Here is a 26,266-nt window from a genome sequence, read left to right on the forward strand (position 1 = left end):
GCATTCATCGAAGATGATCCTCTTTCTTGCAGGTCGTGAAAAGTTTTCTGACGGCTACTCTGGGTGTGCAAAGTCAGAAAAATTTGGAACGCGACGGTCAGCAAAACGGTGTGTGCACCCTACGTCGTCGTCGGAGTGTTGGTGGTGGTATTGTTTGTACTCACGCTAATTGGAGTGGTTGCCCTGGTTGTTCGCTATGCAAGTTAGAATCAAGCGCTTAAACAGTCGCCACTATCTTAAGGAGGCGAGCGGAAATCTGGAAAGACAGTGACGTGTTGAATTATAATGAAGTTAACATATTATGCTACGTGCTCAGGTAATTTCTTATGGAAACGAAAACGGCCCGGTTAACGATTCTCATCGACCCGATTAAAAAGAAGGCCCTCGAAGACTTATGCGCCTCCCAAGACATTACGACTTCGCAGGTAGTCCGACAGTTGATTCGTGACTATCTGGAGCGGAATGGCACTGAATATGCCACCAAGCCCAAGCCCCTTTCATCAAACGCTACAAATAGATAGTCTAACAACGATAAACAGGGTGCCGATTTTAATAAAAAGGGCTGTTTTCTCCGCTTCCATTGTGATTACCGCCGCGAAATAGCGTTAATCGCAGAAAATGGTTCAGTATGGGAAATCCCAAGTGCTTCTCAAGGGAGAGTGCGCGTGATTTGAACTCTGCACGAGCTTGCCCCGGACGTACCTTCGAGGCAAGCACAATCAGATTGCCGGTGAACAAGTGGCATGTGAATACAGCCTCGAATTTTTTATCAAGCAAACGCAGAGCATTCCCGGTTTCACTCTGGTAGTTGAAAAAGTTGAAAACGGCCCAGCCTCCTTCATCCAGAACATCATGACAGCGGCTCAGGAAGTCTGCTCTGCACTGTTGTGGGTCCATACCGTAGGCATTGTATATATCGCAAAAAAGCAGGTCGGTTGAGCGTTTCTCACTGCGCGCGAGGTAATGTCCCGCATCCTCACAGAAAATTGATAACCTTGGATCTGTAGGCACCTGGAAGAAGTCGTGTGCAACGTCGATAACGGATTGACGGAGTTCAACGGCCGTTAGCTCCATGTCCGGAAAGCGATGGAAAAGGCAGTTCACCAGGCTACCCCCTCCCAGCCCCAGAACGGTCGCGCGACGGGGCAAATCAAATATCAGAGGCAGCAGCATGGCTCGGGTGTGCTCATGCATGAGAAAGCCGGGGTCGTCTTTTCTTTGACAGCTCTGCTCATACACGGAGCCGAAGGTGAAATAGCGCTCATAGCTGTTATCAAATACCTCAACACAGTCGCTCCCGTCATGGAACTCGGCAATCTTGTTTCCCAAACAGAAACCATCCCAAAGCGTATCCGGCATTTAACTGCTTCCTTTTTTGCGCGTTCGTTGAAGTGGGTGTCTGGCGATAGCAGTAGTCCTGGCTAAAACATAATCTCTGCCCGCTTGAATCCCAGAGTCCGGAGCGCCTCAATCGCAGCATCAACGGATGAATAACTGCAGACCTTCTCATCATCTGTCACCAGAAAATGGCTATACCCCTGGCGTTCCTTAAAGAGCAAAATCCATTCTTTTCGTTTAGCGGACGGGGCCTGAACGATGTGCACTTCGGCAATCTCGCCCTTCCGTTGCGATTCTACTATTTCGCTTTTCTTCACTTTTAGATCCTTGAGCCTGGGAGGCGAACGAGGCAGACGCTGGGTGTTAGACGTTACTGTTACCGAATCCCGTTGAATGTGCATTGGATTACCATTACATTATAATGATATTATAACAATATTATAACCACATTATTAAATGAGGACTGACTGGATGAACCTGCTTTCTACTCAGTTGATGGATCTGGAGCCAACGGAGCTGATTGAACACACGCTGTTCCGGAAGGAAGGTTTTTTCGCCAATAATGGCGCACTCTCGATAACCACAGGAAAGCGGACCGGCCGATCACCGGCTGATCGCTTCATCGTTGAGGACGAGCTGACCAAACAGACAGTGGACTGGGGGAAGGTAAATCAGCCCTTTTCCCAACAGAAGTTTGAAGAACTCTGGATGCGGGTCCAGGATACCCTGGCGACGGAAGAGCATTTTTTGTCGCATCTCTCGGTGGGGGCCGATCCGAGATTTGCGATTCCCGTGTCGGTCTATACTGATACTGCGTGGCAAAGCCTGTTCGCCTACAACATGTTTGTACGAACCAGTCCGTTCGAGACAGGTGACATGAAGCGGTGGACATTAATGAGCTGCACGCGATTCACCTGCGATCCGGTGAGAGATGGTACTCATTCCGAATCTGCACTGATTATTGATTTTTCGAGCCGGCGCGTTTTGATTGCTGGCCTGTGCTACGCCGGCGAAATCAAGAAGGCGATGTTCTCTGTGCAAAACTTCCTTCTGCCACAAAATAACGTACTGCCTATGCACTGTTCCGCAAACGTCGGAGAAGACGGGGAGACCTGCCTTTTCTTCGGGCTGTCGGGTACGGGCAAAACCACGCTCTCGGCGGATCCTGACCGTTTTCTGATCGGTGACGATGAACATGGTTGGGCGAAGCATTCGGTGTTCAATATCGAGGGTGGCTGCTACGCAAAGACGATCGATCTTTCGAGGAAGAACGAGCCGATCATCTGGGATGCCATTCGGTTCGGCGCCATTATTGAAAACGTGCAGGTTGATCCTGTGTCCAGGCGTCCGGATTATGCTGATACCGAACTCACGGAGAACGGGCGTTGCAGCTATCCGTTGGAGCACGTGGACAAGCGGGTTGAAGAGAATCAGGCTGGGGAACCGGCCACCGTCATCTTCCTGACATGCGACCTCTTTGGCGTTTTGCCTCCGGTGTCGATACTGACTCCGGAGGCGGCCGCCTATCATTTTTTGAGTGGCTATACTGCCAGGGTCGGCTCCACGGAAGTTGACGGAAACAAGGGTATTGCGCCAACCTTTTCAGCTTGTTTTGGCGCTCCCTTTATGCCACTACCTCCCCAGGTGTATGCCGAGCTTCTGATGAAACGGCTCTCTGAGTTCGGCTCAAGAGTGTATCTGGTGAACACCGGATGGACTGGTGGTTCAGGCACCGCGGATGGGGGCGGCCAAAGGTTCCCGATTCCAGTCACCCGCGCCATTGTCTCGGCTTGTCAGTCAGGCCAGCTTTCAGATGCTGAAACTGAACGCTTGTCTATCCTGAATCTGGCTATCCCCAAAAAAGTACCGGGTGTCGACGAGCATTATCTTAACCCGCGTAAGGCCTGGCAGAATCCGTCGGATTATGACGCAGCTGCACGAACACTGGCAGATTTGTTTAACGCAAATATTCGCCGGTACAACGTGCCGGAGTCGATTCTGAAAGCTGGTCCAGGCCAGGTTGAGTAATCACACCCTGGCCAGCGTGGGTATAACGCCACGAACGCTGAAAAATCAGGAAATCCAGCAAATACGACACAGCAGGGAGTTAACCAATGGCAATGCCTAAGATGTTACGAAATTTGCCAGGAATTGCGACCGGGTTGCGGTCCGCTTTTAAAGAAGGCTACGGCCTAGCCGATCTTCGCAAGGACGTAATGGCAGGGCTGACCATTGGTACCGTGGCGGTACCGCTTTCCATGGCTCTGGCGATTGCAACCGGCGTTCCTCCCCAGCACGGGCTTTATACCGCCATTGTTGCAGGGGTAATCATTGCACTGACTGGTGGCTCCCGCTTTAACGTTTCAGGACCCACGGCTGCATTCGTCGTGATCCTATTTCCCATTGTGCAGCAATACGGACTCGGTGGTTTGCTGATCGCTTCCATGATGGCCGGTTTGATTTTGGTGGCATTAGGCCTCGCGCGAATGGGCCAACTGATTCAGTTCGTGCCCTACCCGGTCGTGCTGGGATTCACCGCCGGCATTGCGGTCGTGATCGCAGTGCTTCAGATCCCTGATTTTCTGGGGCTGGAAGTGGGTCAGATGGGCGAACACTTTGTGGAGAATCTAGGCAGGATAGGGGCCTCATTGCCTTCTATTAATCCGTTTGAGCTGGGAATCGGCTTTTTCTCACTAGCAGTTTTTATCCTCTGGCCTCGCCTGAAGCTACCTTTACCAGCACCCCTGATGGGCTTGGTTGCAGGAGCCATAGGCGCTTACCTGATCAACAGTTTGATGGGGGGTGACGGAACGACGGTCGAAACTATCGCCTCTCGGTTCACGTGGGAGCATCAAGGAGACGTAGGTAGCGGTATTCCACCGATCGCCCCCACTTTTATGGTGCCCTGGTCGTTACCCGGCGCTAATGGAGAACCACTAAAGCTGAACTTTGAGCTCATCCGCTCGTTGATGGGCCCCGCGTTCGCAATCGCCATTCTGGGGGCGATTGAGTCTCTACTTTGCGCAGTGGTTTCGGACGGCATGACCAAAACCCGGCACGACCCCAACGCTGAACTTATTGGCCAGGGCCTTGGAAATATAGTGGCGCCTCTTTTTGGTGGGGTCACGGCCACAGCGGCGATCGCACGGACTGCGACCAGTATCCGAAGTGGTGCTCGCTCCCCCATTGCTGCAGTGGTGCACTCGCTGGTTGTATTGCTTTCCGTCGTGGCGCTTGCGGGGTTGTTGGGGCTTGTCCCAATGGCAGCCTTGGCAGCCCTCCTACTCGTCGTCGCCTGGAACATGAGTGAGGCCCGCCATTTCATGCACACCTTGCGATCAGCTCCCGCTGGGGACGTGAGCGTTCTTTTGGTGTGCTTTGGTCTGACTGTAATCTTCGACATGGTGCTGGCCGTTGCAGTTGGAATTGGTTTGGCGGCTGCCTTGTTTATTCGGCGAATGGCACTGCTCACCCGCACCGACAAGATAGACACAGAAACCCACTCAACGGTTAACGGACTGCCGCCCGAGGTTGCCGTTTATGGTGTCAACGGACCGATGTTCTTCGGTGCTGCAGAGAAAGCACTCACGTCCCTGCGCCTGGTCGATCCTCAGGTCAAAATTATTATCCTCGACATGCAAGGCGTGCCGAGTATGGACGGCACCGCCATAGTAAATCTTCAGACCCTGGTTGAAGACATGCTGCAGGATAATGTCTCGCTGATTCTGACCGGACTACCGACTCGCATCATCGTCAAATTGCGTCGGGCTCATGTGCGGAAAGTCATTGGCAGACTTACCTACGCTGGCAGTCTGACACAAGCCAAAGCTATTGCGCTTCGCTGGCTGGCCTCACAACGGTAAAACGAGGCAGGCCGTTGGATATTTTTCGTGGGTAGGACAACTTTCGATTTTTGCATGGCTCGTGCACCGGCTCAGACATTTAGCTGCAGGCGTACTCCAATGCTTGCGGCATAACCCAGTGCAATGGCGGGGCTACACCTAATTTGAAATGGAATGCGATTGCAGCAGCATTAGGAATGAGGTTTTGATCTGCCCGCTGCAATGTTGCTCTGATCAAGGAGCTGTTAGCTATCCCGTTGAGGACCGGTAGGTCAAAACATCATGTTTTATGCGGCGTCAACTATCTTGTACGGACCGGCCAAGGTAATTGTCGCGCTATAATGTTTACAGAATAACTGACTCCTTTTACACATTAAGCGCACCAAGAAGGCCTGGGCGTCGTTCAGTCAGCTTGGGGGCGAGTATCAGTTGCCAGGATAAATCGTAGTTCTGGTTGGTGGATGTCTAATGCGGTTTTCAGCCACGCTGAAGCTGGAAAGTCATTCAGAGCATTTGCGTTGTCGATGATCCAATTACCGTTCCTGTCAGGTAGCGCCGGAGTCTGCTGTTGAATAGGATCAACGAAGCACTCGATGCCTTCTTCTTCCGACAAAAGTGTCTGAAGTGCTTCAGCGGATTGTTTACTTTCCAGAGTGTCGGACCGATAGACTACGCAACGCCCGAAGCCGCTCCGATAGGCTTTGGAAGCCCTGTTCGCTGTGGTTTTGAGCCACTCCAGTTCTTCTGCTTCAGCGTCATTCCTGATCGGCATGTGGCTCTCCCCGCCGCAGATATCTGGTGTTAAAACATCCGGTACTGTTGCGAGCAGTGAAGTGCATTGTATTGTTGTTGATTGGCGCCGCTCAGAATCGAGGCGTGCGACGTTACCCGATGTGATCAGCCACATCGCTTGTTTGACTATTATTTAATCGAATACACTCTGGTTGAGCAGATATGTTAATGCAATTTCCCAGGGCCCATGACGATGAACTGCTCGGTAGCGTTATAGCGAGATTCGTTCAACGGCAGGGCCTGGGCGACGACAAGGTCGCCTTGGATGAGCTTTTTGCTTCTCAGAAAATTGTGCCGTCGTCGGTCCTTCAGGGCCATGCAAGTCAATTGCTCGCGAATATCGGGCATCTATGGGCTATCTCACCCCGCGAACTGTTAGAGAAACATACCCTTCTCCCGGTGTTTCGTCCCTTCGTAGCTTCCAAGGCCTACGATCACTTTGTCCGTGATTTATGTGGCCAGGGTAAAAACCACAGCATGCTGAGAGCTGGCCTTAATGCTTCGAATATCGTTTGGCCGTCCAATTTCAAGGTCTGTCCTTTGTGTTGTCAGCACCAATTGAGAAGGCATGGCTACCGGTGTTGGCAACGGCTTTTCCAGTGTCCTGGTGTTGAAGCGTGCCCGGAACATAGCTGTCTACTGATCGACACCGGCATCCCTCTGCAGTCACATAGGCGGCATAGGTTTATTGGCACACAGGCCATCACGCAAGATATTCCCGCAGTGTCACCGCTGGCCGCTAGAAAAAATCTGCTGTTATCCATTGGTATTTCAGGCTTGATTCGATGCAAAACGACAGACGTACCCAACATCCATCAGTGGTCGAGATTTTATCGGGACTTGGCGCACCAGCAGGATCTATGTAGGGGAAAAGGCGTGCAGCACCAGGAAATTGCTGCACGGGTTCGAGCCTATTGGGGAGTTGATTGGTTGGAGGGGCAGGGTCTCTCGCTTGACGTTGATGAAAACTGGTTGGTCTCAATGTTCCGAAAGCATCGCCGCCCATTTTCTTATCTCCAGCATTTCGTTTGTTGGTTTGCTCTGTGCGACAAAGAGCCCGTGTTGGGCGACGTGTTAGCTGAGGCTTCCCAATTCTCGAATCAGCCCTTACGGAAAGCAGTGTATTTCTCACCACGCGCAGAGGAGGTTTGTCATCAGTATCGGACGCTCTGGAAAGAGATCCTAAAACGCTATGGCTCATTGCGCGATGTCAGGAAATACAGGGAGGGTGCGCGAGTCTATTCCTGGCTGTACCGGTTTGATTCGCAATGGCTTGCGTCACACAAGCCCGAGAAGATCAGCCCTAAAAGGAAGCCCAAAGTCGATTGGACGAAGCGGGACCGGATAATTGTGCGGGAGCTTTTCGCCATCGAGCGGTCTGTCTGGCAAGATCTGGGAGGTTCCAGGCGGTCGAAGAACTGGTATTGCAAACAAGTTGGCAGTCGAAGAATACTGGAAAAGAAGCTCAGCAAATTACCTCTATGCCGAGAGTTACTTGTTCGATATGCCGAGACGGTCGACGAGTATCAGGCGAGGCGGCTGGCATGTATATTTGCTCGCCTGATTTTAAACAATGAAGGGCGAACACCGAGCTATGAAATTGAAAGAATGGCCGGACTTGATCAAAGCAAGTGTCGTGAAGCTGGCCGACAAATACTATACCAGGTCATCCCAGCCTGGTGCTTTTCTGAGGAGATTGCCTTCCGACAGCACCCTCAAATGGGTTGATGGTATTCATCAGCGAAAATGGTTTTTTGTGAAAGCACGACCCTTTATTAACGTTCTATTCAAAGGCCATTCCCAGAAAGCTGTTCCTGTTGAGCTGATTTCCATGTTGGTTGTTGGGAGTAGTTACGAAAACAAGGAGAGAAGCCCAGCGCTCAAAGTTGAAAAGTGCGATTTCACGGTAGTTGACGAACCAAAGCCGACGCGGTCTGCATCAGGCGTGAATTGGTTCCGGCTCAAAACGGACCAGGGCCATATTGTTCGCGTGAGGCAGTTAGAGTTGGCGAGATGCCTTTTCCTTCACAATTTCCACCTCGCCAGAACTGCCTTTCGACCTGATGGTTTGGCTGGCCTAGCTCAGGTTTCAAAAGGTGATGATGCGACAACTATCAAGTTCACAGCAATGGCGGACTATCCGCAATCCAATCTGAAGTCCAAAGCTACACTAGCGCATCTCTCATGGTTGATTTTGGATCAGAATGCTCGGCAAAGCTTCGGATCAGTCTTGGACTCATGGATGGAGTCGAGCAGCGAACCGTGGAACTTTCGTTTTGATCCGCCAACAATGGAAGGTTGGCATATTGCTGGGTCCGGCTATTACGGGGCAAGAGATGCCGGTCAGATATTTACAATCGATGAAGTCACGCGCTTTCATAATCCGGTTTTTTCTCACTCAAAACCGATCGTTATTGATCATCCCAGTTTCAACGAACTCTTGGCTAAAGATCATGCAGACTGCACGAGGCCGTTGATGCAGCGTACTGATGATGATCCGCTTATGGAGCTCAGCCTAGAGCCATTGCTTGGCAAAAGGTTGGACCAGATATCAGATCAAGGATTTAGGTTCTCGTTTGATGACAAGCTAAAAGTGAGGGTGCAGGTAAACGGTAAGCGTTACGGGGTAAAACCTAGCGTAGATTTTGACTCGGTACCGGCCTCAGAAACCAGCAGCCCTGGCCATGCTACGGAGCGAGGAACGGGGCGGGAGCTTGATTATGGTATTAATCGGATTGGCGATGAAACGGAGCTAATTTCCGAGGAGCTCATCGAAGCCGAGCCCACACATAGATTCAAGATTTTCGAGGACGTAGTGCAGCAACTCGGAGGACGGCCCGAGTTCAGCTTTAAAAAGAAGGCGTGCTTTGAGCTACCTTGGCCAAAAGGTAACAATTTGGTCGCCACCAAAACAATGTCGGGAAGACCAGTGCAAACTTACGTTGCATTGCTGAGGTATCAGTCTGTTTCAGTAATTGTCTTTGAGGTAGATACGGAGAGTTTGCGAAAAGTGCATACGCTCAGTAATTTGGTGGTGGTTTTTTCAGAGCATGCTAACGAGGGAATCAAGTTAGTGCTTCAGCGTTGCTCAACTATGGGTTTGTACTGGGATCTCGACTACATAAGGAGTTTAAATGCAGCCCCGAAAACCTGTGTTCACCCTCACCGTATGACAAAAAGAGGTGGGAAATCAGTAGCGGTGAGCCCAGAAACATACCAGGACAGGTGGGTTAATATACTAGAGCGCAATATCAAGGCGCTGGTGCGCGACATAGAGCGCTCCTGAAAACAATGCCGAGCTTTTCTCCCAAGGCTGACGCCACCAAGAATACTTGCATCGACTTGCCTTAATCGGCATTTTTTCTTAGTCTTACAGGAAGGCGACGGTGGTAGCCTGCACCCCCGCTCTGTATAGAGCAAAATCCGCATGGATCCCACTATATTTTAAAACGACTTTTATCTTAAAAGACGCTGCAAAGTTTTTGCGGGAGGAAGCGTCGTGGCGTCATTTAGATAGGAGTCGGTTATGAAATATGAATTTCTTTTCTCGCCATGTGCGCGGCCAATCAAATCTTTAAAAGGTAAGGCGCGGGAGCTTCGGAAAAAACATCCGGAACTTGGTCAAATAGAGGCGCTGGATAAAGTTGCGAACGAGATCGGATATCGCTCTTGGGCGGACATGCAAGGGCGTTGCTCTTTACCTGCTGATCAATTTTTTCAAACTATGTTTTCGCTGCGCCATGCGGAAGAGTTTCAGGAGCTGTATGGCGACTATCTGAGCAAGATGGGCCTGCTCGACTCTAAGGATGCAATTCGCCAGCACATGGTGGACTTTTTAGGCGAAACGAAAGGAATCTGGCCCTCTGTTTCCGGGACTGAGACTTGGGTGATCAGTGTACAGGGTAGCTCTATGTCTCGGTTTTTGAGATGGCAAAGCTGATTGCTTCGCTCATCCATGAATCCTTTCTGGTACCACTGTGGTACGAAGTGGTTGTCCCTTGTCTTATTCATCAAATTACGCGCCTATCAGAATACAAAAAACGTTGTTCAGAACGCCTAATCAAGTTGAATTAGGTGCGGTTAAAAATGGGGGGGGTTACCGCCGCCATTACGTTCATTTGGATCAGCATAGCTAACTTGGCAGGTTGCCTCTATTCCGATTGGATCCCCTCGCCTAGTGACCGAAGTTGAGGAAGGAAAAGGTAAGGGATTTTTTATCAAACTTTAATGGCAAAAGTCGAGTTGAAGTGTCCCGTGACCGGGTCTAAAAATATCAAACTTTAGTATCTTTTGAAACCGAAAATGCGGGAAAACGACGTCGATTCTTATCAAACTTTATTGTCCGGTGACAAGTTTGTGGGATCATAATAAAGTTGGTAACAACTTAAAAGAGTTGGTAACTTTGTAATAAAGTTGGTAACTCACGAACGTTGTGGCAAAGTCAGGTCATTCTTTCTAGGAATCTAGGGAATGACCGATTACAAGCTCGAAAAACGTGTCCAGAAGTGGATCAAAGAAGGAAGCGGCAGCGGGAACGGCAAGGACTACCACCCCTGGCTCACTGTCAGAGATCTATCTTCCCGAGGCCGTTCACATCGGGTGATGGGCCATCTTACGCAACGGACTCATCACCTTCTCTCCGACATGGAATTGGCGGCCTTTCTTTTGCTGGAGTGGAATCCGGCCGTCACTGAAGTGGTTGAATAGATGTGACCAACCCAGTTAAGGAATAGCACCGTGAAACTGGAAAACATACATGACCACAAGAAAGCAGTATTCAAAAGGATACAAGCTGGACGCAATCAGCCTTGTGCTGGGGCAGTCTGCAGATCAGTGCAAACATGCTGGGGCGCTGGATTAAAGAGCATGAATCGATAGGTGGACAGACTCTCAGAAGAAAACCGGGACAGATTTAGTTTTACTATTGATTTCGGCAGCAAGTCGGCCCCCCCCTTTGCTTTTGGTGGCTGGCGTAGCGATGGCCGTCCATGGCCTGCGAATTTTGGGAACCAAGCCCCACGACGCCACTTCGGATTCACAGTTATCGCTGAAAACACGTTCTATCACGTGACCAATGCACTATCACTTCCCGTTCTGCTCGTGTGTAATCTCGAACTGATCCAGTACACGAACACGCGAAAGATTAGCCGACCATCTAGTGTCGTGGTAACGATCGTCTGACGGACAAAAGCCTGCATCGTGAAGAGAAGTTCTGATCGGCGTAGCAGTCGGTGTTGTGGACGGCTGACTGACCACAGGTCAGCGGTTATGCACGCACGCTACGCAATCCGATATTCAGCGCAGCGCGCATATGAAAATCGAGCTGCCCCGGCGCGTTGCCCATGGCTGCCAGCATTGCGACGGTGAGCATCTCGCGGGTGCGCAAGTCGATGCTAGGGCGTGCGATTACATCCGCGAAAGAGAAGCCCAGCACCACCTCGGCAAAATCGTCTGACAAAGCATCCAGGCTAGCTGTCACCTTGGTGGGAGCATCGGCTTCCAGTGTTTTCAGCAGTGAGAGAGCACAGGTAAGCCGATTGGATCTGGTTACGCCGCTCATGCATCCAGCCCCTTCATGCCTTCATCGGTATAGCGCCCACCGGCCACATTCAGTTCCGATACCCCGGCTTCCAGTGCTGTAATCTCATCTGGTGACAGCACTACATCGACGGCCGCAACGTTTTCTTCGAGGTATTTCAGTCGTTTGGTACCGGGAATCGGCACGATATGGTCGCCCTTCGACAATAGCCAGGCGAGTGCAATCTGCGCTGACGTGCAGTCTTTGGTTAACGCCAGCGAGCGCACGACATCGACAATGCGGCGGTTAGCGTCGATGTTTTCCGCCGAAAAACGCGGCAGGTTTGCGCGGAAGTCGCCGTCGGCGAAATCACTCTGACCATCGAATGTGCCGGTAAGAAATCCCCTGCCAAGGGGCGAATAAGGCACGAACCCAATACCGAGTTCACGGCAGGTGGGCAGAACGTCCGACTCTACATCCCGGGACCAGAGCGAGTATTCGGTCTGCACCGCAGCGATCGGATGAACGGCGTGGGCGCGGCGCAGCGTGGCCGCGCTAACCTCGCTTAGGCCAATATGGCCGATCTTGCCGGCGCGGACTAGACTGGAAAGCTCCTCCATAACGTCTTCAATGGGGCGGCTTCGGTCGATTCGGTGAACGTAGTAAAGATCAATCCGCTCGACCTCGAGACGGCGCAGTGAAGCCTCGCAGGCTGCCCTGGCATACTCAGCGCTGTTGTCAATTGTGCGGGCATACTCACCGGGCTTGCGTACGATTCCGAACTTTGTGGCGATTTCGACTTGCGGCTTCCGTTCTCGCAAAAAGCGTCCTAACAATTCTTCATTATGATGCGGGCCGTACATGTCGGCGGTGTCGAAAAAGGTCACGCCTAGATCGGCGGCGCGGTGCAGCACCTGCATCGATTGCGCGTCGTCCCGTGGGCCGTAAAATTCACTCATGCCCATACAGCCAAGGCCGAGGGCAGAAACGTTTAAATCGGGGGTGAGAGATCTACGTTGCATGATGATGCTCCTTTGTTGGATTCCGCGTCATCATGGATTTCCAATATCGGTTAATCTACAGTCTATATTGGAAATATAATTTTCATTTTTGGAAAGTCTATGACCGAACGACTCAACTGGGATGATGCACCTGCGTTTCTTGCGGTCGCACGCACAGGAACCCTGACGTTTGCCGCTAAGTCGCTCGGCACCGGAATCGCGACTGTTTCGCGGCGAATCGCGCGGCTGGAAAGCCGTCTTGGCGTGCCGCTCTTTGTACGGCATCAGTCTGGCTATCGCCTGACCGATCAGGGCGCGACACTGCTGCCCAGAGCCGAAGCTCTGGAGCAGGCTATGGGAGCATTTCGCGCCCAGGCGGCGACGGAAACGGAGGCCATTGGACATGTTCGTTTAGCGACGGCTGAGAATCTCGCCAATTCGATCATTATCCCGGGCCTTGCCCCACTGCTTGCGCGACACCCCGGTCTAAGCATCGAGATTTTGACTGACGTGAGCACGATCAACCTGCACGGCCGCGACGCGGATCTGGCGTTGCGCATGGTGCGCCCTGAGCGCGGCAACGTCAGCGTTCGCCGTGTTGGTACCTTAGGTTTTGGTCTTTACGGATCGCCGGAATATATGGCTGCGCGCGACACAGGGCCTGATGCGGGCCGTTTCGATGGTGATCGCTTTATTGGGTGGTCGGAACGTCAGGGTGGCCTGCCCGCAGCTCAATGGATTGAACGCACCTTACGTGGCCAGATGCCTGTGGTTACTACCACAACATTGTCCGCGCAGCTAAGCTCCGCGACCGCCGGATTGGGTCTGGCAATTTTGCCACATTTTCTGGCGCGAGAGGCGGGTTTGCGGGAAATGCCGCTTGAGTTGGGGTTGGATCAGCCAATCTGGCTGGCGCTGCACAGCGATTTATCCGCTTCGTTGCGCATTAGAATCGTGGCCGATCATCTTGCGGAAATTGTCGAGCGTAATCGTGAGCGACTGGCGGGGGTCAGATAGGCGACTTGAATGACCTGCTGGATGTTACGAGTGCTTATGATACGGTGTTTGGTTTGGAGGATTGGGTTGAGCTCAACACTGTGCAGGAGACGATTTCGATGGGGTGCTTCCGGATTGACGAAAGTGGCTATACGGGATTTGGCCTTCTGAATCCCGAGCAACGCTTCCAGGGAGCAACGGCGGTTGCTATTACGGACGAGGACGTTTAATCAAGGAGTATTTTCCAAAGCTGCAGGCGTCAGAGCTTAAGTACCGAGCACTCGCACGGCGGCCAGGAAACCATTCCCTATTGCTTGGCCTGCAGCGCGAAATCTTGGCGAACTAAAAATGTCCTAAGAGCGATCGCAACGTCTGGTGTCACCACGGATGCAGCGTTTGTGGTGCTGCAATCGTTGATTATTCGCATGGAGGAGATGGTTGCGGGGCCTTATTGTGTGGAGCACGATCAGTCCAAGAACCTGCTTACCTATAATGATTTGTTGCAGCGCTATATCAACCACGAACAAAGCATCGAGTGCCGACAACGCTGGAAGCTTGGCCAGTCACCTGTTTATAACTTGATCAATACCATGGAAAGCAATGGCATCGTAGTTACTCGTGGCAGCTCGGGTTTCGCTAAAATGGATGGAGTATCACGCTAGTCACAGGTGGATGCCCGTCCTTACACCTTTCTTTGTATGGATAAAGCCAATGGCTTTAGAGCGCGATTTGATTCCGCACACAGGGCACGCTGCACGCACTACCGAGATTACGCGGAAAGAAAGTGAGTTATAGTTTCTCGTTTTATGGATGAAATTTTTACCGGTGCCTCAGAACAACGAGCTGAGAAAACCGATGGCCACCATCGAATAAAAGGCAGCGCAAATCAGCCCGAATGATTTACGGGTACGGGTGAAAAACCGTTCCGCCGAATGCGCGGAGAAGGCCAGTGCGTAAGTGCAGAAAACCACGCCCCCCAAAACCGCACAGCTCGCCACCAGGACAAAACTGGCCCAGATCGGCGCGCTAGCACTCAGCCCGACAGTGGTCACAGTGAACCAGGTCAAGGTTGCCTTGGGATTGGTCAAATGAATGCCCAGCCCTTGCAAATAGAAGCCCAGGTTGCGCGTCTGTTTTTCTTTTGCGCTCGGCACGATCACGGCCCTGTGCGCCAGCGCACCGCGGATCGACTTCCAGGCCAGGAAGAACAAATAGCAGGCGCCCAATATCTTCAACCACACCAGCACCTGCGTGTTGGACATCAACAGCGCCGAGACGCCGGCAGCCGTCATTGCACCCCAGCATAACGATCCGGAAATGACCCCGGCGGCCAACGCCAGGCCCGGTGTGCGCCCGTAATTGAGCGAGGTATTGGCAATCGCCAAGTTGCCTGGCCCCGGGCTGGCGGTGCCGATCACGTAAACTCCTAGTGCAGCAGCGAAACTCGAAAACTCAAACATAGAACCCTTTCATATCCATCGCGTCGCCGCGATAGGAAATGATCCAGTCGCCTTCCCAGTTATCCAAGTGATACGGGTAAGGATCGCCCGGGTCCCAGCAGAACACCTCCAGGTTGGAGAACACCGTCTTTGACCAGAGCGGCAGCACTGTCGTGATAAATGGCAGGCCTCTTAGAGCCGGAATCAACGACATCACCAGCACCAGGCTCATGGTGATATTGAACGCCTTTAAACACGGCGGCCGAGTCAGGAAACGTCGCAAATACTGTCCAAAAAATACCCAAAGCAATGAACAGGGTGAGCCGAACAAAAAGAACAGCAGAGCAATCAGTAAGACCTGCACACTGAAGGCCCCCAACGGCGAGGTGAATGCCAGTACCGCGCCCATCGCCATCACCCAGGCTTTCGGGTTGACCCACTGAAACAACGCCGCAGCGGTGAATCCCAAGGGTTTGCCCGACGGATCATCCATGTCCACCACGGGGGCGCTGGCTATCTGGTAGGCCAGATACAGCAGGTACACCGCGCCTATCACTTTCAGTCCGTCCTGCAACCACGGGTATTGCCGAAAAATGGCCCCCGCGCCCAGCCCGACTGCCACCAACATTAGCGGAAAACCGATGTTGATCCCTGCCAGATGCCGCAGCGTGCGGCCCATCCCGAAATTCGCCCCCGATGACATCAACATCACGTTGTTAGGCCCTGGCGTGACGCATGTGGCGATCACGAACAAAATGATCGAGTAGTAATCGAGGTTCTGCATTGTCACGCTCCATCGATCAGCGTCAGCGGCGCCAGGAACTTGCGGATCTTTATAGGGCATATCATCCCAAGGCACCGAGGTGTATTACAGATACAGAAGTGATGAATTTTTTAAATACAGACGGCCTTTTTTTCGTATAAAAATTTCAAAAACCCCCCTATCTGTCGCTTTTCAAGCAACAAACGAAAAGCTACAGTCAGAGTTATGACTCTTTATCTGAACCTCGCCGAACTCATTAGCAGCCGCATCGAGCAGGGCCTGTACGGGCTTGGCGAGCGCCTACCCTCCGTACGCGCTCTCAGTCATGAGCACGGTGTCAGCCTGACAACCGTGCAGCAGGCCTACCGTGTATTGGAATGTTCCGGGCTGGCGATACCGCGCGCCAGGTCGGGTTACTTCGTTCCCGCCGACAGGCGAGTGGCGCCCTTACCGCAAATGGACCGTCCGATCTTGCGGCCGGTGAACATTTCCCAATGGGACATGGTTCGGGAGCTGGTGCGCTTCGATCAGAGTGCCAGTATTGTTCAGCTGGGTTGCGGCATGCCGGATATAACCGCGCCTACCCTCAAGCCGCTGCTGACCACAATGGCTCGTATCAGCCGGCGCAGTGACAACGCAAGCCTGCAGTACAACCACATCCAGGGTGTATTGGCATTGCGCGAACAAATCGCCCGGCTATCCATTGATTCGGGCTGCCGTCTGACCCCAGCCGACATAATCGTCACCAGCGGTTGCCAGGAGGCTCTTTCTACCGCCATACGCGCGGTTTGCGTGCCCGGCGACATCGTTGCCATTGCCTCGCCGAGCTACCTGCGTATTCCAGACCAAGGTTGCCACTGATTCCAGACGAAGCCTGCCACCCATTCCACGCGAAAGCTGCCATTGATTCCACGGCAACGCTGCCACCCCGGCAGGCTGTCTGACTCACCCCATCGAAACCGTCCGGCGCGGGATAACTTAACGGTACTCTGAGTCTTTTCATCCGGAGAAGACCAGATGCCTGCGAAGAGGTTATCCATGCGTAAGATCAAAGAAGTCCTCCGCCTCAAATGGGAGCGAGGGCTGAGCAACCGACAGATTGCAGCGGCCTGCGGCGTCAGCCGCCCCACGGTCAGCGAGTATCTTCGGCAACAGCGACTTAACCGCCGGCGCCTTCATGTCCAGCGCAGAACTCGCTAAACAACAAATGCACGGCTTCGGCGGCATGCTCAGCATTGATGTAGTCGGCGGCGGCAAAGCCGCAGAATGTGTCGAAGACCACCTGCAAGTCTTCCTGCTAGCCGCAGCCTGGGCGGCGTCGAAAGCCTCGTCAGCCAGCCAATCGCCACCAGCCACTGCCGCCTGACACCCGAAGACCGGGCACAAAGGGGAATCAGCGATGGCTTACTGCGATTGTCAGTGGGGCTTGAGGATGCGGGGGATTTGATTGCGGATCTGGAGCAGGCGCTGGATAGTTTAGCGGACTAGCTGAGGCACTCCCAGGGACGGATTTCAAATCCGTCCCCTCTAGATTTTCCTGGGGGACAGATTTCAAATCTGTCCCCTTATCGCTACAAGCGACTGTTCACGCTTCGAGTTGGATCAGAGGGCCGCCCGTCGCCCCTTGAGGCCCAAAACGGCACAGACGATTCCGATGAGCACCATCACGGCGATTACCCAGGTCGGCACGAAGAAGGTGTGGTAGACGTCCCAGCCGAACAGTTTCAGCAGTTCGGAGAACTGGGTCGTTGCCCCCACCAAGTGGCCACCGATGGTGCCGGTCGTGGCAAAGATTGAGATGCCGATCAACGCCAGCAGCAGCAGTACCCAGCGCCTGGCGCCGTCAAAGGCCGCGCTGCCCGCCCGCCAGACGAGCACGGTCAACATGGTGAAGACACCCAGTGACCAGAGCGCCGTGAGAATGTGGTTGCGAGCCAAGGGGCTGGAGGTGCTGGCTTCGATGGGCCAGACCAGGAGGCCGCTGGCGATGGCAACCAGAGCGGCCAGCAGGCTCAGTACCAGCACCGGCAACAGGGCGGCGCGGCTGAGTTCGGCCATCCGGCCGGGCAGCAGGGCGCCGATCAGGATCATCAGAGTGGCGAGTGCCCAGAAGACCAGGGGGAAGTGAACAAGCATATGGTGCAAGCCGCTCATGATGGTTCTCCTTTGCGGTTGTTGGAGGTGTTGCGGAAGGCTGGGAGCAACGCGACTACCACGCCGAACATGGCGATAAGGCCGGCGATCAGGGTCAGGATCCACTGGCGGATGATGGCGTCGTTAAACTCCATCTCTACGCCGTAGATCGCCAGCTGACGTTCGCTGTGCCGGGCGCGAACCGGGGTACCCTCGGCGATGTCAGGTGCGCCGGCATGGGCGCGGCTGACCAACAATGGCCAGTTTACCTGCCCGGGGTAGAAAAGGGTCACCTCCTTCCAGTCATCCGCCCAGTCTGGCGTCCTGCCCTGGAACGGAATAGCCGTAAGATCGGCATCACGCCCCAGGCCCAACGAGACGGGTAGCGAGACGTGGTGCCAGCGTCCCCCGGTAGCGTTGCGGTGTACCGCGAAGGCCGCCGCATAGAGCCCTTGGTCGTGCAGGATCTTGTCGTCCAGTGGATTGCCGGTATCCAGGCGGCGGGAGAGGGTTACGTCCCAGTAGCCATCGTTCCAGCGCCCCTCACCTAGCACGGTGATGTCGCCCCGGGAGCCTTCTGTCTGTCGAACGAGCCGGCGGGGGATGACATCTCCGTTCTGCCAGTCGTGGTTGGGATCGAAGTCGATCGCGGTGTCCTCCGCCAGGAAGTAGGGACTGTCGAAGTCTACCCGGCCGGCCTCGATGTCCTCCCAGCGCAGGGCTGCCTGGCCGGCTACTTCCGGATCGAGCATCCACAGCGGTTGGCCGGCATCGCCATCCCAGTTGGTCGTGTAGGGGCTGCGTCCCGCGTCACCGGAGCGTTCCGCGCCGACCCACTGGTCATCGGAAAGGTTCAGCGGGTTGGAGCGATGGCCGCGCCAGTGCCAGAGGTCGAGAAAGTAGCCGGCTTCGCGCTGGGCCTGGAGAGTCTCCGGCGCCTGGCGGCTGGCCCAGTCACCAAGGTCGATGCGAGTGCCGGGCATCGACTTGGTAACCTCTTCCGGGGCCTCGTCAGTGAAGCCAGCGGCCCCAGCCCCGATGGTCATGTAGCCACCGTAGCGGGCGAAGTCTGGCACACTGCCGTCATCGAGCATCATCGCGACGCGATCTTCGTGGAGGCCGTCCGGGTTGGAGCCGGGCACTGCGCTGCCTTTTTTCACCCAGTCGCCATCCTCGTAGACCAGCACGTCATGGAGGATATGCGGGCGTTCGGCGGGCCAGCGATAGCGGAAGAAGATCCGCTCGTCGTTGTACGCGGCCTGAACCTGCAACGGCATGGTCAGCTCATCGGGGATTGCGATATTGCGCTCCGGGTCGTCCTCAATCACCCCGCTACCCTGGGTGACCCAGGCGAGCCCGAGCGCTATGGGTAGCCCTAGTGCCAGCCAAGGGATGCCAGTCTTGTCTTGATGTGCCATATGTGTTCCTGGATCAGAGGGTGTGGCGAACTTTCAGTGTAGCCTCAAACCGGCGGAATAATATGACATAGGTCATGTCGGGACCTGAATCCCGACTGCTGGAGCGAGCGGCCTAGCGTGTAGTGGTGAACTAAATTTGGTCGCCGCAGTCGTCATTATCTCCGCAGGATGGAGTAGGATTAAATCCTATCTTATGGTGGAGACCCGTCATGCGTCGCACAAACGGACCTGGAGTTCTCTATGAAGACTGGCCAAAAACGTGACCACTCCCCCTCGGCCCCTGTTTTTAGCGACCTTCAGGGTGCCCGGCGTTCTCAGGGTTACGGCAAAATACTGCTGATAGAGAGCGACCAATACACCCTGTTTGAAGAAACCACCATCAGTTGCCAGAAGCTTTGTACGGGCGCCATCGCAGAGCTCATTCATTATTACGAAGATCTGGTAGTGGAGTGGGGGCGCCTCAATGACGCCGTCGGTTACCTGAATATCCGGGCCATGGCGGGACAAAGCTGCAAGACGGGTAGGCCCGCGGCCGACCTGAGCGTTGTTGACAGCGTGATGCAGAAGGTGCTGGCCGATATTGGCGAGCCCACCCAAGGAATCCTTTCCGACACCCTTGAACGCCACCTGCCAAATGGCTGGCACCTGACGTTATCCAACGAAATCTACCGGGCCTACGATGGCCAGCTGTACGAAGATGTCAGTATCCCGGTCGCGCTCACATCTGCCCCCTCTCGCACTACTAAGCAGCTCTTTTCCTGTTGCGCCGGGTTTGGTCGCCGAAGCCTGCTAAGAGCCCCATTACGCTGATATCCTCATCCAGCGCGCCCCAATGAATGCCATGTACACCCAATTCAAAACCTTGCCGGCTCACTGGGTCCGCGTGCAGAAGGCTTGGAAACCATGCCAAAGGTGCACCGATAGTTCGCACATCCGACAGCATTACCCAAAGGTTGTCTTCATCAAACCAGACTTTTTCAGGCGAAATAGTCATGCCATGCATCCTTGTTGCCGGTTGCCAAGGACAGACTTTAAGTCTGTCCTTGGCTTAAAAGACGGGGGCAGATTAAAAATCTGTTCCGGTTTTATCCAATTTGTTAGCCAGCCACTCCATTAATTGCCTCCAGCACCTCGTAAACATTTGTATACGGGTTCAACCGGTAAGGCAGTTCGACGTCAGATGCAGGACAACCTGCCTGCGCTTGCTTATTAATACGTCGAGCTCGTCTTTTCGCATTTTCAATCCGGTCTCTAGTTATCAACTCCTCCGCCACTTGGGCTTCGCCCTTTTGATAGTTACTAAACCCGATTTCTCGAAAAGCAGATTTGAATGCCACCGTACCAGTCAAATCATCACAACTATTTGCAGGCTGGCTGGTTTCCGTAAGATGAAGCAGTAGCCAATACTCAAAACAAACATTGGAAAGTGCAACATTTACACCATTTTTTTTGACCTTCAACCAAGCTTGTCCGTGATTATCATCGGAGTATTTGGCCGGTGACTCACGGTCGTACATTACCCACACCTGATCTTTCTTAAAATCCAGTGACTTCGAAAACGTAACAGCCTCATTTACCAACTGTTTTGGCGTATTCTTAACGGTATCCTGTAGGGTTACCGGCTTTTCTGTTCGGCGTTTGGCCGAGGCCGGTCTGAACTGGCCATTGCCGGAGGATCTGGGTGAGGCTCACTTGGAGCAGCTGTTGTTCCCGCCCCCTCCAGACCTGCCGGCCGAGGTCCGGGGCCTACCGGACTGGCATCAGATCCACGAGGAACTGAAGGGTAAATACGTCACTCTGTTCCTGCTCTGGCAGGAGTACCGGCAGGCAAACCCAGAGGGGTATCAGTACAGCTGGTTCTGCGAACACTACCGGGCCTGGCAGGGCAAGCTGGACTTGGTGATGCGTCAGGATCATCGAGCGGGTGAGAAGCTGTTCGTGGACTACGCCGGCCAGACCGTGCCCGTCATTGACCGCACCACCGGAGAGATCCACGAGGCGCAGATCTTTGTGGCGGTTATGGGCGCTTCCAATTACACCTACGCCGAAGCCACCTGGAGCCAGAAGCTGCCGGACTGGATTGGCTCCCACATCCGGGTCTTCGAATTCCTCATGGGAGTGCCTGAACTGGTAATCCCCGATAACCTAAAATCCGGTGTGACCAAAGCTCACCGCTACGAACCTGACCTCAATCCGACCTACCAGGACATGGCCGCCCATTACGGCGTGGCCGTTGTCCCTACACGGGTCCGAAAGCCCCGAGACAAAGCCAAGGTAGAAGGCGGTGTGTTGATCGTCGAACGCTGGATCCTGGCGGCGCTGCGCCACCGTCAGCACTTCTCGCTCGGGCAGCTCAATGCAACCCTCCGTGAGCTGCTGGAGAAACTCAACAACCGCCCCTTCCGGAAGTTACCCGGCTGCCGGCGTGACCACTTCGAACAACTGGACAAGCCCGCCCTACAACCCCTGCCAGCTGAGCGTTATGTCTACGCGGAATGGAAGAAGGCCCGAGTGAATATCGACTACCACATAGCCGTTGACGGGCATTACTACTCGGTACCCTACACCCTGATCAAGAAGGAGGTGGAGGTCCGAATCACCCACAACATCATCGAGTGTTTTTACCGGGGCAACCGGATCGCCAGCCACCGCCGCTCTGATCAGAAGGGGCGGCATACCACCATCGCCGCCCATATGCCCGAATCCCATCGGCAGGCGGGTGAGTGGTCGCCGGAACGGCTGATTGCCTGGGCGGCCAAGACCGGACCCGCCACAGAAAAACTTATCCGTACCGCCCTGGGTGCCCGCAAACACCCGCAACAGGCTTACCGCTCCTGCCTGGGCATTCTCCGGCTGGGCAAGAGCTACGGCGAGGCACGATTGGAAGCCGCCTGCCAGCGCGCCTTAATGCTGGGTAGCTGCCGCTACAAAAGCATTGAATCCATTCTCAAACACCGCCTGGACCAGAAGCCCCTGGAAGAACAGCAAGAGCTGGCCTTACCGGATACCCACGACAACATCCGCGGCCCGGCCTACTACCACTGAGGAAACCTGACATGCTGAAACATCCGACTCTGGACAAACTCCATGCCCTCAAATTGACCGGCATGGCCGCCGCACTGGCTGATCAGTCGGCCACGCCTGACATCACGGAACTGAGCTTCGAGGAACGCCTTGGACTGCTGGTTGACCGGGAGATGACCGAACGAGATAACCGACGCCTGACCAGCCGGCTGCGCCGGGCTGGACTGCGACACACCGCCGTTCTCGAAGACCTGGATTACCGGAACTCACGCGGCCTGGATAAGGGATTAATCCAATCCCTGGCAAGCTGCCAATGGGTGAAGGAACACCTGAATGTGCTCATCACCGGTCCCACCGGTGTTGGCAAAACCTGGCTGGCCTGTGCCTTGGCGCACAAAGCCTGCCGGGAAGGCTACACCGCCCAGTACGTTCGCCTGACCCGGCTGCTACGAGAACTGACCATCGCCAAAGGAGACGGCCAGTACCCCAAACTCCTGACCAACCTCGCCAAAGTCGATGTGCTGATCCTGGACGATTGGGGGCTCATGAAACTGAGCGCAGAGAACCGAAGAGACTTGCTGGAAGTGCTGGAAGACCGGTATGGCCGTCGTTCCACCATCGCCACCAGCCAACTCCCTATCGAGGAATGGCATGACGTCATCGGTGACGCCACTCTGGCGGATGCGATTCTGGATCGGCTGGTTCACAACGCCTACAAGATCAATCTCAGGGGTGAATCCATGCGAAAACGACAAGCAAAGTTGACGGGCACCACGGCTTCGGAGTAACAATGAAACCCCCGCGTCGCTACGCTCCGATGGGTGGCAGCCTTGCTCCGGTCCGGGTGGCAGGCTTCAGGTGGAATGGGTGGCAACCTTCAGCGGTTTACGCAAACTCGGGCTGCCCTTGGCTAAGTAGAGCATAACGGCATCGTATAGTTGGCCGCATATGGCGTTACTGTTTTTGTTTGGGCTTGCTAGATTCACGTTCAAAGATGGTAGCCGTGGGAGCCGGTGCTGACTATCAAGACGTTTGAGTGTGGAAGGTATTGTCGATCTGGGCAGTGCAGAAACTACGGCTCCGCTTTCCACCGCCGCCACAAGCCCCCCATAGCTGTAGGTCTCGAACTCAACTCGATACTCACGTCCCGCACCTTTGAGCGCACTGAGCATGATTTGTCTGTCAGGACAGCCGTGCTCAAACAAAGCTACGGGCACCGTACTTTGTTGCCAAGCTAACGATTGTCTGGCACATACCCATTCTAACGGTTCGACCCTGATGGGCTCTGCGTTGATGTCAGAAGGACAATGCTGAGCCAGAGCGATATCGAACTCCCCTTTTTTATAACGCTCCCAGATACCAGTGCTAAAGCTGCAATCCAAAGTTACTTGCACGTTGGGAAACTGGCATTTCCAGTGCTCAAGTAGTCCTGGTAATAGACAACTTGCATAACAATCGGTGGTGGCGAATCGAATGATTTGTCGGTCAACGGTGTTCTGCGTCAACCACAACTCAGCTTCATCGTTTGCGGTGACAACCTTTTGCGCCCTCAGGTAGAAGGCCATGCCTTTTTCAGTGAGGGTGACGCCATTCGGATTCCGTTGGAGCAACGGCGAGCCAACTTGGCGCTCAAGCTGCTGAACTTGCCAGCTGACAGTAGACTGGGCCAGGAAGAGTCGTTCTCCCGCCCGGGAAAAACCGCCCGTATCTGCAACATATATAAATGTGCGTAGCTGATCCAAACTCCATTTCATTTTGATGCCTCCTATGGCCGGCTCGTCTCAGCTGCTTGATGTGCGCATATTGGGGGAGGGCAGAAGCGGCAATCGAATGAATAAAAAGGAACTTTGATTGAGTATCGAATAAGTTGATACCCCCAGACAAGTTTTTTCGTTTCCAACTTACCTGTGTCCCTTTGTACGCTCTGCCCCACTTGCTCTGGAAACAAACACATGGAAGCGACTATGACAGTGATGACGAGTTCCCTTGGCAACAGAAGTTTGGGCGGAGTTGCTCACGCAGATCTCTCAAAAATGCTCCCCCCTCAATGTTATACCCAGGGCGAATGGTTCGAACGCGAACGGCAAGCTATTCATTTTCCAGCATGGCATTTTGTCTGCTTGTCGTCTTCCATTCCTGATACCGGAAGTTTTGTAACACGTCGGTTCTTGGAACGCAGTGTCATCGTTGTTCGTAGTGAAGACGGCACAATCAGAGCATTTCTGAACACCTGTAGGCATCGGGCAGCTCCTTGTTGGTTACGCGTTCCATGAGGAAACGCTGGCTCGAAGCGATTTCAATGATATTGCTCCGCTCTATTTCGAACGTCTTGATCAGGTGATTCTTGAGGATGATCAGATTTGCGAGTACCAACTGGAAGGATTGAGCAACCAAGTGCAGGGACACTACACACCGGTTGAACCGATTGCTGCTTACTTCTCAGCGCTCGTCGGGTCAAGACTAAGGGAAGCGGGGTATGAATAGCACTCGTACCGTTGCTGGGGCGCCCCTTTTGATTCCGACGAACTGGCTTAAATGGGGAGGCTGGTGCCTGCTCATTACCATCTTCATCAATGGCTTCTTTTTCCGTTTCGCACCCGCGACATTGTCGGGGAGTATGCAGCAAGAGCTCAGTTTGACAGCCACTGCACTCGGTATTGTGGCATCAATGCACCTCTGGGTTTACACACTGATGCAGGTGCCCGCTGGCATTTTTACCGACTCGGTTGGGGTACGAAATGGTGGGCTTATCGGGGGGGCTGTAACGTCGATAGGTGCTTTTTGTTTTGGTTTTGCCCCAAATCTAGTGGTTTTGCTCGTGGGGTCAGCTCTGATGGGGCTTGGGTTATCTGCAGTTTTCGTCGCCCTGATGACTTACAACGCTACTTGGTTTTCCTCAGATCGCCATTCGCTCGTCATGGGCACAACTATGCTTCTGGCTGCACTGGGGAGTGTGATAGCGCAGAGCCCGACCGCGCATCTACTGAACTGGTTCAGCTGGAGAGATATTGTTCTCTTTTTTGGTGGCCTGACGTTTTTGGCCTCCGCCTGTCTTGTTGTTTTTTGTCAAGATGCCCCTAAGCGAAGACAAGAGCACTCACCGAAAGCCAAGGCAACAGTACATCAACTACTGCAGGGAAATCGGCGCGTACTGCGATCCAGCCAAGTATGGCTGCTTTTTCTTTGTGTAGCTGCCACTAATGGAACGCTCTATGCGTTTCTAGGATTGTGGGCTGCGCCACTCTTAATAGACGGCTTCGGCCTGCAACCTACACAAGCCGCACAGTATGCAGCTATTGCACTTATTGTTTACGGTGTGGGCTCTTTATTTGCAGGGTGGGCAGCCGATCGTATTGGAGCGAATAAGCCGGTAATTGTTGCGGCAGCACTGATATCGTCGACTGTATGGGGCGTAATGGCCTTTGCTGAATGGAGTCCTGGGTGGGGGGCAATGGTTCTGTTTGTACTGTTGGGACTCTCAGGAGGACAGGTAAGCGTCATTTTTGCGGCCACCAAGGAGGCGGTAGCCCTGCAGAACGTCGGGTTTGCAACAGCGCTTGTAAATATGGGCGCATTTCTGGCAGCAGCTTTGGTTCAATCGGGCTTTGGCGTCATTCTGGATATCGTGAATGTCGCAGAAAAAGAAACTGGCCCAAGTCTTCAGAGTTATCAATTCGCGTTGATTCTGCCCTTAATCATAAGCGGGCTGGGGGTAATAGCATCTTTGTTTTTGAGAGACCGCACACACACATGATAGCTTCTTGGTCTTGTTCGATAACCCTTCCTACACTAGTTAGCGGCGCAGTATACCGAGCGCTAAGGCAACGGATGGAAAGCTGGGTGCAGTAAAGCCTTTTCAGATTTAAGGCACGAGGTTGTTTTTAATATAGAAAAAGCATGATGAAGCCCCGAAAACTCAAGCTGACTCATAGTTCTAAAGTGAAAATGCGTCTTGTGAAATTGCCGAAAGAGTTGTAGCCCGACCCACTCAGTATGCGTCTG

At 53.7% G+C, this 26,266-nt stretch carries 27 protein-coding genes and 5 pseudogenes; 20 read left to right on the top strand and 12 right to left on the bottom strand.

The window, feature by feature from the left end; translation table 11 throughout:
• Positions 1-35 precede the first annotated feature (35 nt).
• Entirely contained in the window at positions 36-221 is a 186-nt protein-coding gene (locus ATG98_RS22935; RefSeq protein WP_416376592.1) for a DUF2970 domain-containing protein, read from the top strand.
• Positions 222-326: 105 nt separating this feature from the next.
• Positions 327-521: a ribbon-helix-helix protein, CopG family gene (locus ATG98_RS07850; protein ID WP_007350135.1), complete on the top strand. Its 195-nt coding sequence runs from the start codon at positions 327-329 to the stop codon at positions 519-521.
• A gap of 28 nt (positions 522-549) precedes the next feature.
• On the opposite strand, the gene ATG98_RS07855 is transcribed toward ATG98_RS07850, so the two are convergent.
• Together ATG98_RS07855 and ATG98_RS07860 are read right to left on the bottom strand one after the other, a co-directional pair.
• On the bottom strand, positions 550-1,359 hold the full coding sequence (locus ATG98_RS07855) for a spermidine synthase (protein ID WP_098420468.1): 810 nt from the start codon (positions 1,357-1,359) through the stop codon (positions 550-552).
• Between the two features lie 62 nt (positions 1,360-1,421).
• Positions 1,422-1,655, bottom strand: a complete 234-nt coding sequence (locus tag ATG98_RS07860; protein WP_007350133.1) for a hypothetical protein — start codon at positions 1,653-1,655, stop codon at positions 1,422-1,424.
• Between the two features lie 154 nt (positions 1,656-1,809).
• On the opposite strand from ATG98_RS07860, the gene pckA reads away from it, so the two are divergent.
• Positions 1,810-3,366, top strand: a complete 1,557-nt coding sequence (gene pckA, locus ATG98_RS07865) for a phosphoenolpyruvate carboxykinase (ATP) (RefSeq protein WP_098420470.1) — start codon at positions 1,810-1,812, stop codon at positions 3,364-3,366.
• 86 nt (positions 3,367-3,452) lie between these two features.
• Entirely contained in the window at positions 3,453-5,201 is a 1,749-nt protein-coding gene (dauA, locus tag ATG98_RS07870; protein WP_098420472.1) for a C4-dicarboxylic acid transporter DauA, read from the top strand.
• 382 nt (positions 5,202-5,583) lie between these two features.
• On the opposite strand, the gene ATG98_RS07875 is transcribed toward dauA, so the two are convergent.
• Positions 5,584-6,087 (bottom strand): hypothetical protein, encoded by a 504-nt coding sequence (locus ATG98_RS07875; RefSeq protein ID WP_143751168.1) that lies wholly within the window; start codon positions 6,085-6,087, stop codon positions 5,584-5,586.
• A 47-nt stretch (positions 6,088-6,134) separates the two neighbouring features.
• Between ATG98_RS07875 and ATG98_RS07880 the strand changes: the two genes are divergently transcribed.
• The 4 genes and pseudogenes from ATG98_RS07880 to ATG98_RS22305 all read left to right on the top strand — a co-directional run.
• Entirely contained in the window at positions 6,135-7,700 is a 1,566-nt protein-coding gene (locus tag ATG98_RS07880) for a TnsD family Tn7-like transposition protein (RefSeq protein ID WP_098420476.1), read from the top strand.
• A gap of 1,798 nt (positions 7,701-9,498) precedes the next feature.
• A complete protein-coding gene (locus ATG98_RS07890) occupies positions 9,499-9,912 on the top strand; it encodes a hypothetical protein (protein ID WP_098420480.1) in 414 nt (137 codons plus the stop codon).
• A 530-nt stretch (positions 9,913-10,442) separates the two neighbouring features.
• Entirely contained in the window at positions 10,443-10,679 is a 237-nt protein-coding gene (locus ATG98_RS07895; protein ID WP_228706058.1) for a hypothetical protein, read from the top strand.
• Positions 10,680-10,728: 49 nt separating this feature from the next.
• Positions 10,729-10,867 (top strand): annotated as a pseudogene (locus tag ATG98_RS22305) (IS3 family transposase); the annotation flags it as partial.
• A 371-nt stretch (positions 10,868-11,238) separates the two neighbouring features.
• Here the strand turns inward: ATG98_RS22305 and ATG98_RS07900 are convergent.
• Positions 11,239-11,532 (bottom strand): carboxymuconolactone decarboxylase family protein, encoded by a 294-nt coding sequence (locus ATG98_RS07900; protein ID WP_098420482.1) that lies wholly within the window; start codon positions 11,530-11,532, stop codon positions 11,239-11,241.
• Positions 11,529-12,512, bottom strand: a complete 984-nt coding sequence (locus ATG98_RS07905; RefSeq protein WP_098422567.1) for an aldo/keto reductase — start codon at positions 12,510-12,512, stop codon at positions 11,529-11,531. The genes ATG98_RS07900 and ATG98_RS07905 overlap by 4 nt, the downstream gene beginning before the upstream one ends.
• Before the next feature lie 99 nt (positions 12,513-12,611).
• Between ATG98_RS07905 and ATG98_RS07910 the strand changes: the two genes are divergently transcribed.
• The 3 genes from ATG98_RS07910 to ATG98_RS22315 all read left to right on the top strand — a co-directional run bounded on the left by ATG98_RS07910 (position 12,612) and on the right by ATG98_RS22315 (position 14,149).
• The gene (locus ATG98_RS07910; protein WP_098422568.1) at positions 12,612-13,508 is read left to right on the top strand and encodes a LysR family transcriptional regulator; all 897 of its coding nucleotides are present in this window, start codon (positions 12,612-12,614) and stop codon (positions 13,506-13,508) included.
• Between the two features lie 5 nt (positions 13,509-13,513).
• Positions 13,514-13,717 (top strand): hypothetical protein, encoded by a 204-nt coding sequence (locus ATG98_RS22310; protein WP_228706059.1) that lies wholly within the window; start codon positions 13,514-13,516, stop codon positions 13,715-13,717.
• Positions 13,718-13,885: 168 nt separating this feature from the next.
• Positions 13,886-14,149: a hypothetical protein gene (locus ATG98_RS22315; protein ID WP_228706060.1), complete on the top strand. Its 264-nt coding sequence runs from the start codon at positions 13,886-13,888 to the stop codon at positions 14,147-14,149.
• A 168-nt stretch (positions 14,150-14,317) separates the two neighbouring features.
• On the opposite strand, the gene ATG98_RS07920 is transcribed toward ATG98_RS22315, so the two are convergent.
• Both ATG98_RS07920 and ATG98_RS07925 read right to left on the bottom strand, forming a co-directional pair.
• Positions 14,318-14,947: a LysE family translocator gene (locus tag ATG98_RS07920; RefSeq protein WP_098420488.1), complete on the bottom strand. Its 630-nt coding sequence runs from the start codon at positions 14,945-14,947 to the stop codon at positions 14,318-14,320.
• A gap of 157 nt (positions 14,948-15,104) precedes the next feature.
• Positions 15,105-15,710: pseudogene (locus tag ATG98_RS07925) on the bottom strand (LysE family translocator); the annotation flags it as partial.
• A gap of 204 nt (positions 15,711-15,914) precedes the next feature.
• Between ATG98_RS07925 and ATG98_RS07930 the strand changes: the two are divergent.
• The 4 genes and pseudogenes from ATG98_RS07930 to ATG98_RS22325 all read left to right on the top strand — a co-directional run.
• Positions 15,915-16,520: pseudogene (locus tag ATG98_RS07930) on the top strand (aminotransferase class I/II-fold pyridoxal phosphate-dependent enzyme); the annotation flags it as partial.
• A 186-nt stretch (positions 16,521-16,706) separates the two neighbouring features.
• Positions 16,707-16,841 (top strand): annotated as a pseudogene (locus tag ATG98_RS07940) (helix-turn-helix domain-containing protein); the annotation flags it as partial.
• 25 nt (positions 16,842-16,866) lie between these two features.
• Positions 16,867-17,055: a hypothetical protein gene (locus ATG98_RS22320; RefSeq protein ID WP_228706292.1), complete on the top strand. Its 189-nt coding sequence runs from the start codon at positions 16,867-16,869 to the stop codon at positions 17,053-17,055.
• Complete coding sequence (locus ATG98_RS22325) at positions 17,031-17,177, top strand: PLP-dependent transferase (RefSeq protein WP_228706258.1); 147 nt, start codon at positions 17,031-17,033, stop codon at positions 17,175-17,177. The genes ATG98_RS22320 and ATG98_RS22325 overlap by 25 nt, the downstream gene beginning before the upstream one ends.
• A 114-nt stretch (positions 17,178-17,291) precedes the next feature.
• On the opposite strand, the gene ATG98_RS07950 is transcribed toward ATG98_RS22325, so the two are convergent.
• Entirely contained in the window at positions 17,292-17,843 is a 552-nt protein-coding gene (locus tag ATG98_RS07950; protein WP_098422569.1) for a heme ABC transporter permease, read from the bottom strand.
• Positions 17,840-19,240: an ethylbenzene dehydrogenase-related protein gene (locus ATG98_RS07955; protein WP_098422570.1), complete on the bottom strand. Its 1,401-nt coding sequence runs from the start codon at positions 19,238-19,240 to the stop codon at positions 17,840-17,842. The genes ATG98_RS07950 and ATG98_RS07955 overlap by 4 nt, the downstream gene beginning before the upstream one ends.
• Before the next feature lie 240 nt (positions 19,241-19,480).
• On the opposite strand from ATG98_RS07955, the gene ATG98_RS21470 reads away from it, so the two are divergent.
• Entirely contained in the window at positions 19,481-20,050 is a 570-nt protein-coding gene (locus ATG98_RS21470; protein ID WP_143751169.1) for a hypothetical protein, read from the top strand.
• Here the strand turns inward: ATG98_RS21470 and ATG98_RS07965 are convergent.
• Both ATG98_RS07965 and ATG98_RS07970 read right to left on the bottom strand, forming a co-directional pair.
• Entirely contained in the window at positions 19,983-20,243 is a 261-nt protein-coding gene (locus ATG98_RS07965; protein WP_323807751.1) for a DUF2442 domain-containing protein, read from the bottom strand. The two genes, ATG98_RS21470 and ATG98_RS07965, sit on opposite strands and share 68 nt — an antisense overlap.
• A gap of 94 nt (positions 20,244-20,337) precedes the next feature.
• Entirely contained in the window at positions 20,338-20,820 is a 483-nt protein-coding gene (locus tag ATG98_RS07970; protein ID WP_098420497.1) for an RloB family protein, read from the bottom strand.
• A 49-nt stretch (positions 20,821-20,869) separates the two neighbouring features.
• On the opposite strand from ATG98_RS07970, the pseudogene istA reads away from it, so the two are divergent.
• Both istA and istB read left to right on the top strand, forming a co-directional pair.
• Positions 20,870-22,285, top strand: a pseudogene (istA, locus tag ATG98_RS07975) (IS21 family transposase); the annotation flags it as partial.
• An 11-nt stretch (positions 22,286-22,296) separates the two neighbouring features.
• The gene (gene istB, locus ATG98_RS07980) at positions 22,297-23,052 is read left to right on the top strand and encodes an IS21-like element helper ATPase IstB (RefSeq protein WP_098422572.1); all 756 of its coding nucleotides are present in this window, start codon (positions 22,297-22,299) and stop codon (positions 23,050-23,052) included.
• A gap of 66 nt (positions 23,053-23,118) precedes the next feature.
• Here istB and ATG98_RS07985 read toward each other — a convergent pair whose 3' ends face one another.
• The gene (locus ATG98_RS07985; RefSeq protein ID WP_098422573.1) at positions 23,119-24,018 is read right to left on the bottom strand and encodes a LysR family transcriptional regulator; all 900 of its coding nucleotides are present in this window, start codon (positions 24,016-24,018) and stop codon (positions 23,119-23,121) included.
• A 279-nt stretch (positions 24,019-24,297) separates the two neighbouring features.
• Here ATG98_RS07985 and ATG98_RS22940 point away from each other — a divergent pair, with 279 nt between their 5' ends.
• Together ATG98_RS22940 and ATG98_RS07995 are read left to right on the top strand one after the other, a co-directional pair.
• The gene (locus ATG98_RS22940) at positions 24,298-24,537 is read left to right on the top strand and encodes a Rieske 2Fe-2S domain-containing protein (RefSeq protein WP_416376593.1); all 240 of its coding nucleotides are present in this window, start codon (positions 24,298-24,300) and stop codon (positions 24,535-24,537) included.
• 203 nt (positions 24,538-24,740) lie between these two features.
• A complete protein-coding gene (locus ATG98_RS07995; RefSeq protein ID WP_098422575.1) occupies positions 24,741-26,018 on the top strand; it encodes an MFS transporter in 1,278 nt (425 codons plus the stop codon).
• Positions 26,019-26,266: the final 248 nt, after the last annotated feature.

The sequence above is a fragment of the Marinobacter sp. LV10R520-4 genome, from assembly GCF_002563815.1.
Lineage (GTDB): Bacteria > Pseudomonadota > Gammaproteobacteria > Pseudomonadales > Oleiphilaceae > Marinobacter.